The following is a 1,739-nucleotide window of genomic DNA, read 5'->3' as shown; positions in this document are numbered from 1 at the left end:
CCCCTGCTCAAACGCGATCGCCACTTCGGTTCCCTGGATCAACGGCCAGTGAAAACCGTGAGTTTTACCGGCATACGGCCGGGCTAAGCGCACCCACAGACTTTCACCGCCCAACGGCCATTCATCCAGGTCAAAATCAAATTTGACGCGGTAGCGACCCTTGACGTCGATATGGCTGTAGGTGTCGTTCGGCCAGTTGCTAGTCACCCGCGCCGGAACTGTACCGGCAATCACCGGCCGTTCCCGCAGCGCCGGTCGGTAGCTCAATACTTCGCTGTACGGGACGCCGCTAAAATTGACCAGATAGTTGCTGTCACGCCGGGCGCTGCTGTGCATAGCGACAATCAACACCCCCGCTTTGCCCACCGCGGCCGGTCTCTCTCCGTCGAGTTCCAGCACTAAGCCGGGGATCAACATCGGCGAGGAGCTTTTGCCGCTGATCAGGTGCTGCTGGTACAGGTCGCGCTCGTGATGTAAACGGGCGTAAAATCCCGCCGTTTCCGGCGCCGGTTGGATCTGGTCTCCCTTCTCAAGAAAGTTATCGCCATAGCGATAGACTTCACCAACCATCGTGGCATCCCGATCCCGGCGGATCTGATATTGCAGGTCATTGCCCGCTTCCCGGTAGTTGTAGTCCCGCACCTTCACGCCCTGCGTCACCACCTGATGCTCAACGTGCAAATCCCACACCGAATCCTGGTCGTTGTGATTCATGCCCGCCGGGTCACGCAACGGCAAACGCACGTCGTACTGGTAATTGCGCTGGTTATCCCCAAACCGCACCACTTCAATTCCCAGACGGCTGTCCATCTCAAAGCGATACCAGATCCCCACTTCCGCCAGTATGCGCTGGATAAAGTCCAGATCGCTCTCCTGCCACTGCACCACCAGTTCCCGCTTCGGGTACTCCCGCACCAGCGTGAACAGAAAATCCTGCCCGCGAAATTCGTGTCGGTCACGCAGGATCTTTTCCACAATTTCCGGCACTGACTGGTGCTGGTAAATCCCACAGCGCCGGGTGTGGCGCAGCAACGCCAGATAAGGCTCCAGACAGACCTGATAGCGCGTTTCATCCGCCGATGTGGCAATCCGGTTAAAACGGGTGATGACGCCGTGCACTTTACGCACCTGTTCCGGGTTTTCCGGCGCCTGCAAGATAAATGTGGCGGATTTGTTCAACATCGCCGCCGGGTCGATATCCCGGGTCGGACTGGTGAAATCAATGGTGTAGCAATACGGCGCACACAGGCGCTCTTCGCCGGTGAAGCTGAATACCTCCAGCTCAGCGCCACAGCGCCGGACTTCAAGCCGGTAACGGGCATGGCCCGGCAGCACAGCTTTACTCGCTTGAAGCTGACGGGCGCGAAGCATTTTTCTATCCATTAATAAGTTTTCCTCGGATATCAGATAAAACGGTCTGTTCACTCAGCAAGAAAGGCCCCCACTTCTTTCAATAAAGTGCCAGTCGTCATAAGCGGTTATGTCAATTCAACTACCGAAAATCCAACCGAATATATTCTCGGTTGCTAACCCTGATAAATACGGGGAACAGTCAATCGATGCCGGTACTGCTTCATTGAGAGCTAACCAGAATAAAAATAATCTCAAAGGACAGTAATAAGCCTTCGAATTAATAGATTCATTAATTTCACACACGGTTAATGAATAATTCAATCCTCCCTGCGGGTGCATATTAAAATCAAGTCTTTTTTTATCAAACAGCACAAAATGTTTAATGA

The 1,739-nt window shown here is 53.8% G+C and carries 2 protein-coding genes; both read right to left on the bottom strand.

Annotation, left to right across the window (positions count from 1 at the left end):
* A partial coding sequence (locus EAE90_RS23070; RefSeq protein ID WP_214055433.1) for a type VI secretion system Vgr family protein occupies positions 1–1,383 on the bottom strand: 1,383 nt, incomplete at its 3' end.
* Positions 1,384–1,488: 105 nt separating this feature from the next.
* On the bottom strand, positions 1,489–1,739 hold a 251-nt coding region (locus EAE90_RS23065; RefSeq protein ID WP_214055432.1), incomplete at its 5' end, for a hypothetical protein.

Source organism: Photorhabdus caribbeanensis, from assembly GCF_018448885.1.
Classification (GTDB): domain Bacteria; phylum Pseudomonadota; class Gammaproteobacteria; order Enterobacterales; family Enterobacteriaceae; genus Photorhabdus; species Photorhabdus caribbeanensis.
The sequence above is the reverse complement of the archived record's forward strand: the minus strand, read 5'-3'. Positions and strand labels throughout refer to the sequence as shown.